The sequence below is a fragment of the Peribacillus sp. SIMBA_075 genome (assembly GCF_046534585.1).
The window spans coordinates 1-260 of the sequence record NZ_JAWRYN010000931.1 but is presented as its reverse complement, the minus strand read 5'-3'; the positions used below and the strand labels follow the sequence as shown (position 1 = coordinate 260).

The following is a 260-nucleotide window of genomic DNA, read 5'->3' as shown; positions in this document are numbered from 1 at the left end:
ACTCATTTGTAAGTCAGCAAGGAAAAACGATTAATGTTAGAACATCATTAGTCATAAAAACTGATAAAGATACTAATAAGGTAATAACCTATATTCTTAAAAATCCTAGTAAAGCTAATGAGCATGAATCAGACCTCACCATAAATAAAATAATAGCCGCAGCCTACAAACAAGATGCATCCAAAATTTTTATCTTTAATGTACTTCCATTTTATTTAACTGATTCAAATCAACTTATATCTTATGTGAAAAAACTTATG

General features: G+C 27.7%; 1 protein-coding gene. It reads left to right on the top strand.

Features of this window, described 5'->3' with window-relative positions; translation table 11 throughout:
- Positions 1–260 (top strand): DUF1643 domain-containing protein (locus SB775_RS30985; RefSeq protein ID WP_410865105.1); only part of this gene is annotated, 260 nt, incomplete at both ends.